Source organism: Marisediminitalea sp., assembly GCF_984433645.1.
In genome coordinates this window covers 1-6,529 of the sequence record NZ_CFIDRX010000083.1, presented here as the reverse complement: position 1 = coordinate 6,529, position 6,529 = coordinate 1, and the positions used below count along the sequence as shown (strand labels likewise).

The 6,529-nt window shown below is 49.9% G+C and carries 7 protein-coding genes and 2 pseudogenes; 2 read left to right on the top strand and 7 right to left on the bottom strand.

The window, feature by feature from the left end:
* Positions 1 to 64: 64 nt before the first annotated feature.
* From AC4MRN_RS11865 to ftsY, 4 genes and pseudogenes are all read right to left on the bottom strand, one after another.
* Positions 65 to 676 (bottom strand): acyl carrier protein phosphodiesterase, encoded by a 612-nt coding sequence (locus AC4MRN_RS11865; protein ID WP_491055606.1) that lies wholly within the window; start codon positions 674 to 676, stop codon positions 65 to 67.
* A 39-nt stretch (positions 677 to 715) separates the two neighbouring features.
* Positions 716 to 1,696: a permease-like cell division protein FtsX gene (gene ftsX, locus AC4MRN_RS11860; protein WP_073320819.1), complete on the bottom strand. Its 981-nt coding sequence runs from the start codon at positions 1,694 to 1,696 to the stop codon at positions 716 to 718.
* Positions 1,693 to 2,376: a cell division ATP-binding protein FtsE gene (ftsE, locus tag AC4MRN_RS11855; RefSeq protein ID WP_073320824.1), complete on the bottom strand. Its 684-nt coding sequence runs from the start codon at positions 2,374 to 2,376 to the stop codon at positions 1,693 to 1,695. Before ftsE ends, ftsX begins: the two co-directional genes overlap by 4 nt.
* 44 nt (positions 2,377 to 2,420) lie before the next feature.
* Positions 2,421 to 3,398: pseudogene (gene ftsY, locus AC4MRN_RS11850) on the bottom strand (signal recognition particle-docking protein FtsY); the annotation flags it as partial.
* Positions 3,399 to 3,740: 342 nt separating this feature from the next.
* Here ftsY and rsmD point away from each other — a divergent pair.
* The gene (gene rsmD, locus AC4MRN_RS11845; protein WP_491203388.1) at positions 3,741 to 4,325 is read left to right on the top strand and encodes a 16S rRNA (guanine(966)-N(2))-methyltransferase RsmD; all 585 of its coding nucleotides are present in this window, start codon (positions 3,741 to 3,743) and stop codon (positions 4,323 to 4,325) included.
* Positions 4,326 to 4,351: 26 nt separating this feature from the next.
* Here rsmD and AC4MRN_RS11840 read toward each other — a convergent pair whose 3' ends face one another.
* Both AC4MRN_RS11840 and AC4MRN_RS11835 read right to left on the bottom strand, forming a co-directional pair.
* Complete coding sequence (locus AC4MRN_RS11840) at positions 4,352 to 4,933, bottom strand: YjaG family protein (RefSeq protein ID WP_073320833.1); 582 nt, start codon at positions 4,931 to 4,933, stop codon at positions 4,352 to 4,354.
* A 12-nt stretch (positions 4,934 to 4,945) separates the two neighbouring features.
* Entirely contained in the window at positions 4,946 to 5,542 is a 597-nt protein-coding gene (locus AC4MRN_RS11835; RefSeq protein ID WP_073320836.1) for a YhgN family NAAT transporter, read from the bottom strand.
* A gap of 175 nt (positions 5,543 to 5,717) precedes the next feature.
* On the opposite strand from AC4MRN_RS11835, the gene AC4MRN_RS11830 reads away from it, so the two are divergent.
* Entirely contained in the window at positions 5,718 to 5,900 is a 183-nt protein-coding gene (locus AC4MRN_RS11830) for a helix-turn-helix domain-containing protein (RefSeq protein ID WP_073320839.1), read from the top strand.
* Positions 5,901 to 5,968: 68 nt separating this feature from the next.
* On the opposite strand, the pseudogene AC4MRN_RS11825 reads toward AC4MRN_RS11830, so the two are convergent.
* Positions 5,969 to 6,529 (bottom strand): annotated as a pseudogene (locus AC4MRN_RS11825) (aminopeptidase PepB); the annotation flags it as partial.

Below are 6,529 nucleotides of genomic sequence, written 5' to 3'. Positions count from 1 at the left end.
CGCGTACTTCCCCGTCATCCCTGAATCGCGTACTTCCCCGTCATCCCTGAATCGCGCAGCGATATCAGGGACCTAAAACCTCAACGGCAACGCCAGGTTCAGGGCCATTGTGCTGAATATACTGCAACAGATCGGGAAACAGGCTAAGAAACGCCGACTCGAAGGTGTCATAATGGCGTTCTACTTCCTCAATACTGCCATGAAAATGGTGTTTGAATCGGATACGACTTGCAGTGCGCTCCAGCACCACATTTAGCTGTGCCATATCATCGTAACTATCCAGCCAACGGTCTGTCACCATACTGTTAACCATTCGCTGCATGGTAGCGGGCATGTCAGGCAGATTAGCCGACAGATTTGAATAGGCATGCTCAGTAAACTGCGACACGGGTGTGGCCAAAAAACGCTGCCAGTGCACCAACAGGAAGTGGTCAAAGCAAATATCCAGCAAGATACCGGCAAAGCGCCTGCGCTGTGTGCTGACCTGTTGCTTCGCAGCAATGACTGCAGGGTGGCTATCAGTAAACTTATCGACCAGCAGGTGATTAGTCACCCCTGCCTGTACGGATTCAGAAAAGGCCGTCACTTTTACGCCACGGCGGAAATCGCCTAACAGATTGCCAAAATACGAGTCGGCATGCGGTTGCGACAAAACCAAGTGAGCCAGATAGTTCACCTGGCTGCCCCTGCACGCAGGCCGGGTACAACCACAAGGTTATTTCGGTTCAATTTCTCGCACATGTCGTTGTACAGATATCAGTGAACCCACCAAGCCCAGCAACACAGACAATCCCAGCATGGTAAACAACGCCGTCCCGGTTAGCCCGGTGATTCGGAAGCTTTTGTCGTATAGCGCAGCAAATGCCTGAATACTGCTGTCCATCCACCACAAAATCAGGATAACGGCCATCCAGGCAATGACCCCTCCGAGCAGACCGTACCAAAACCCCGTGTACAGAAACGGGCGGTGAATAAAGCTGTCAGTCGCACCAACCAGCTTCATTACCAGAATTTCATCGCGTTTATTTAAAATGTTCAGCCGGATGGTATTGCCAACTATGAGAATGACGGCAATAAACAGCAGCACACCGATAATTGTAACCAGTTCCGTGGCAATATTCAGGAACCGATACAGGCGCTCCAGCCATTCTATATCCAGCTTGCCAATATCCACTTCGCGCTGCTGTTGTAACTTTTCCAGTAACAATCGCGCCGAGGTAGGGGCGACATGTTTTTCATTCGGCGTGACCAGAACCACATCTGGTAATGGGTTTGACTCAAGATACTTAACTGCATCGCCCAGGCCAGACAACTGCTGAAACTCAGCTAATGCATCGTCGGCGGGAATATACACCACGCGATCAATTTCAGACCAGGTCTGCAGCCGCGTAAGCAGTTGCTGAGCACTGCCCGCGGAAGTGCCGGGCTTCAGAAACAAAGAAATCTCGGCAGCCTGTTCCCAGCCAGCACTGATTTTTTCAGTATTTTTAACCAGGATATACAACGTACTCGGTAACGTAATACTTAACCCCAATACGCCAATGGTCATTAGTGAGGCCGCCGGCTGACGCCACAACTCACCTAAGCTCCCCAGTGCCTGTCTGACGTGATTAACGAAGAACATGACTATACGTTGCAGGATATTGATCTTACGCTCGCTAGCGCCCTGGCTACGGCCTTTAAACAAGATACTCATAGCAAGTCCTCATCTTCGGTTAGGCCGTCGGTTATCATTTTGCCGTTTTTCAAGGTGAGCGTGCGATACTTCATTCGGGCGATAAGCCCCAAATCATGGGTTGCGATGAGTACAGATACACCGGCCTGATTGAAATCTTCGAACAACCGCACAATTTCCATCGACAGTTTGGGATCCAGGTTTCCGGTAGGCTCATCAGCCAGTAACAGCGGCGGCTTGTTCACCACTGCCCGGGCAATACCAACACGCTGTTGCTCACCACCAGACAGAGTAATGGGCAAATTACGCGCTTTGCTGCGAAGCCCCACCATTTCAAGCGCGGCATCGACACGCTTGCTGATTTCTTTGTGGGAGTAGCCTTCAATCACCAGTGGCAGTGCGACATTGTCGAATACAGTTTTTTCCATCAACAACTGGTGGCTCTGGAAAATCATCCCGATATCCCGTCGGATGTAGGCGATTTGACGGCGTTTAATCACGTTCAGGTCATGGCCATTGATGAGCACTCGCCCTACGGTGGGACGCTCCATAATGCTAATCAGTTTGAGCAGCGTACTTTTACCGGCACCAGAGTGGCCGGTTAAGAAGGCCATTTCGCCCTGTGCTATGTGAAAGTCCACTTTTGACAAGGCCCGTTGTCCACCGGGATACGTTTTGCTTACCTGCTCAAATCTGATCATCGTTGATCCTGACTGCTGATTATTGTTGTTATTATGCCTCGCGCTTATTCGCCTTTTTCTGCCTCGGCAAATAACGCCTCGATGAATTCATCGCCATTGAAACTGCGCAAATCGTCAATGCCTTCACCTACCCCAATGTAACGAATAGGAATACCAAACTGATCGGCGATAGCAAAAATAACACCGCCTTTGGCGGTCCCATCCAACTTGGTTAAGGTAATGCCGCTAAGCCCAACTGCCTGATTAAACAGTTTGGCCTGACTGACTGCATTCTGACCGGTACCGGCATCCAGTGTCAGCATAACTTCATGGGGCGCAGACGGGTTAATTTTCTTCATAACCCGTACCACTTTTTTCAATTCTTCCATTAAGTTATCTTTGTTTTGCAAACGTCCGGCAGTATCGGCAATTAATATATCAATACCGCGAGCTTTCGCCGATTGCAAGGCATCAAATAGCACAGACGCACTGTCTGACCCTGTTGGCTGTGCAATCACCGGAATATTGTTGCGCTCTCCCCAGACCTGGAGCTGTTCTACAGCCGCAGCTCGGAAGGTATCACCGGCGGCCAGCATGACCTTCTTTCCATCCTGCTGAAACTGCTTGGCCAGTTTACCAATCGTGGTTGTTTTACCTACGCCGTTAACACCTACCATTAAAATAACAAAAGGTCCTTCGCTGCTATCGTGCTGTGCAATCACTTCCGGGAGCGGTTTGTCGACATTCTGTAGCATTTGCTTTAGCTGCCCTTTCAGCAGCTCATACAGCGCATCGCCGTCTTTTAACTGAGACAATTTCGCTTGCTCGGTCAGTTGCTTGATGATTTTACCTGTTGTGTCCATGCCCACATCGGCTACCAGCAATTGGGTTTCCAATTCCTCGTACAGGTCTTCGTCTATGGTTTTACCTTTAAACAGGCTGACGATGCCGCTACCCAGATTAGCCTTGGTTCGAGACAGGCTGGCTTTCAGGCGTCCAAAGAACGACTTTTTCTCTTCTACCGGCTTTTCGGAAGCTGGTGCTGGAGTTGCTACAGGCTCAGGCACTGTTGCAGGCGCCTGAGTAGGTTCTTCAACAAGCTCAACGTCAGGCACATCGTTGTTTTCTGCAACTTCGGGTTCCGGGGCTAACTCAACAACCGCAGGCTCCACCGGCGCGTCAGCGTCTGGTGTGATATCGGCAGGTACGTCTGCTGGCTCGGTTGCGGGCACGTCGTTCTGTGGTTTTTCTTCGGGCTTTTTCTTGTTCAACCAGCCAAAAAGTTTAGACATAGTTTTGACAAATCCTTACTGAGAATCCGCTTTGTGCGGTAAACTGGATACAAATAGAATCAATATCGGCGAATAATAGCATTCTCTGGCACAATGAATCGAGTAGCAAAAAAATCTCAACGCCAATCGGGGCGTAGCGGTAGTGTAAGAATAATCAGCGGACAATGGCGAGGACGGCGTTTACCCGTGCTCGACGCAGAGGGTTTGAGGCCGAGCACCGACCGTACCCGCGAGACCCTGTTTAACTGGTTAATGACCGACGTCCAGGACGCAAAAGTGCTGGATGTGTTCGCCGGATCCGGGGTTTTGGGGCTCGAGTCGTTATCGCGCTATGCCAGTGACGCCACGTTTATTGAAAAAAATAGCCAGGCCGTGGCCCAGCTAAAGAAAAACCTAACCCTGCTGAAAGCCCAGGCAGCCGTTCATCAGGGCGATGCGCTGCAGGTTTTAGCGGGACTTTCACAGCCCTATGACCTTATTTTCATCGACCCGCCGTTTCAGCACGACCTGGTTAACCCGACACTGAATGCGCTGCAACAGCACGGGTTAATTGCTGAGCATGCCAAAATCTATGTCGAGCAAGAAACCAATGCCCCGCAGTTGGTTTTACCTGAAGGATTAAGCGTGTTGAAACAAAAACACACCGGTCAGTTGAGCTATTATCTGCTCACCGCCTGACGCCAGCCGGTGCGTGCCACTGTGCATTAATCCCGAGCGATACCGATATTGCTAATCCCTTCACTGGCAGCAATGTCTTTTAGCAGTTTAAGCTTTTCCAACCAGGGTTTGTCGCTTTGCACGGTATCGAGCAGCTCTTGCTGAATCGCTATCTCAAACTCCATCAAGGGGTGTGATTTTACTGTCTCGTCGGTGGCTTCGTCTGTAGCCAGCAAGTAAGCTTCTACACTGCCCTGTGACAGTTTACTCACTACAACCGCGCCTTGCGGATCGTCTTTGAGTATCAGATTGATGGTTGCCGACATCGCAATAGCAGCATCAATCGCCGGGTACACACCATAGGTGTCAAAATCACTGGTATCTGGCGTGGCTTCCTCCACTTTTTCCAGCTGAGTTGCAAAGTTAACTTTGCTTTTTGGATTCCCCAGCACTTCCCACATCAGACTCAGGCAATGTGTCAGCACCGACGGATCACCATACTCAGTGACTTCACAAAACAACTGATAATTTGGCACCATTCTATCCAGCAACGCGACGCTAAATGCGATGGCGTTACGCCCCTCTAGCGCGCGCACCTGTGCAAAGGTGGACAGTTTCTTTTTCAAAATACGTCTCCTGGGTTAGCTTACATGCGAAAAGTAAGTACCCACTCCGTTTAAAAACATTTGTATCGCAATCATCACCAGAATCATGCCCATCAGGCGCTCCATCGCGGCCAACCCTCGCTCGCCTAATATCCGATGAAATACGCCGGAGAAAAGTAAAATAGCAGCACTGACAATCCAGGCAGCACCCAACGCCAACGCCCAATCCCCCATTCGGTCAGGGCTTTGGTTTGACAACAATATAAGTGCAGCCAACGTGGAAGGACCGGCAATCAACGGGATTGCCAGCGGTACAATATAAGGCTCTTCTCCCGCCGCCAGGCCTATCGGGCTCGCGCCTTTTACCGGAAAAATCATCTTCAGCGCTATCAAAAACAATATAATCCCACCGGCAATACTTACCGTTTCCTGCTTCACATTTAAGAAATCCAGCACGGCTTGACCGCTGAACAGAAAGACATACAGGATGACCAGCGCAAACAGCAGTTCCCGGACCAGAATGAACCGGCGTCGTTTGGGCTCGATCATTTTTAACACCGACATAAAAATCGGCAGGTTGCCCAGTGGGTCCATAATCAAAAACAGCATCACCGCTGCAGACCAGGTATCCATTTATATCCTCTTTATGGAAAACTCTTCGTAATCAACCGGTAGTGTTTGCGCTAAATATAGCAATGCGCCTGGAAGATTGCCTTTGTTTTGTAACGCATTAATGATTAACTTTTTATTCACAAATGTACATTTATGCGCTTTACTTTACCTACCCTAAACGAGACAGGTATCAAAAATGAGTTTAATGACAGTCCAGGAAGTAGCGGACTTCCTAAATGTGCAAGAAATTCGCGTTGAACGCTTACAGCGCGAGAGTTTACTGGTTGCCAAAGACAAAGACCAAAACGGGAATCCTCTGTTCGACCGCAGTGACGTCGAAAAATATAAAACACTGGCAGAGCGATTGGGCGGCATTTAACCCCCCCATCGCCATGCATTCTTATTCTTTGCACCGGTTTGCTACAAGGCGAACCGGTGCTGTCTTTGTCAGCCTTCGGCGCGTAGAAATGCCGCCAGAGTTTTAATTCCGGCCCCGGTACCGCCAGCAGGCATTTCCGCATTTGCACTTCCATGATATGCCGCCGCCAGATCCAGATGCAACCAACCCTGTTCATTGCCAGTCACAAAGCGCGATAAAAACCCAGCAGCATTCGATGCACCACCAGCGCCGCCGCCTTTTTGTGCCCGTGAATTTGCCGTATCGGCAAATGACGAAGGACAACGATCCTGATGCCAAGGTTCTAAAGGTAACGGCCAGAAGCGCTCTTGCTCGGACTCCGCTACTTTTAAGAGTGATTGAGACAAAGAAGGATTAAGACTGAATACTGCGTGGTAATCATAACCCAGCGCAACCGTCGCCGCGCCAGTTAACGTAGCGGCATCAACGATATACTTAGCCTGAGACTCGACAGCGGCAATCAAGCCATCTGCCAGCACCAGACGGCCTTCTGCGTCGGTATTCACTATTTCAACCGTGGTGCCGTTTTTATACGTCAGAATATCACCTAATTTATAGGCATGACCGCTCACCAGGTTTTCCGCGCAACA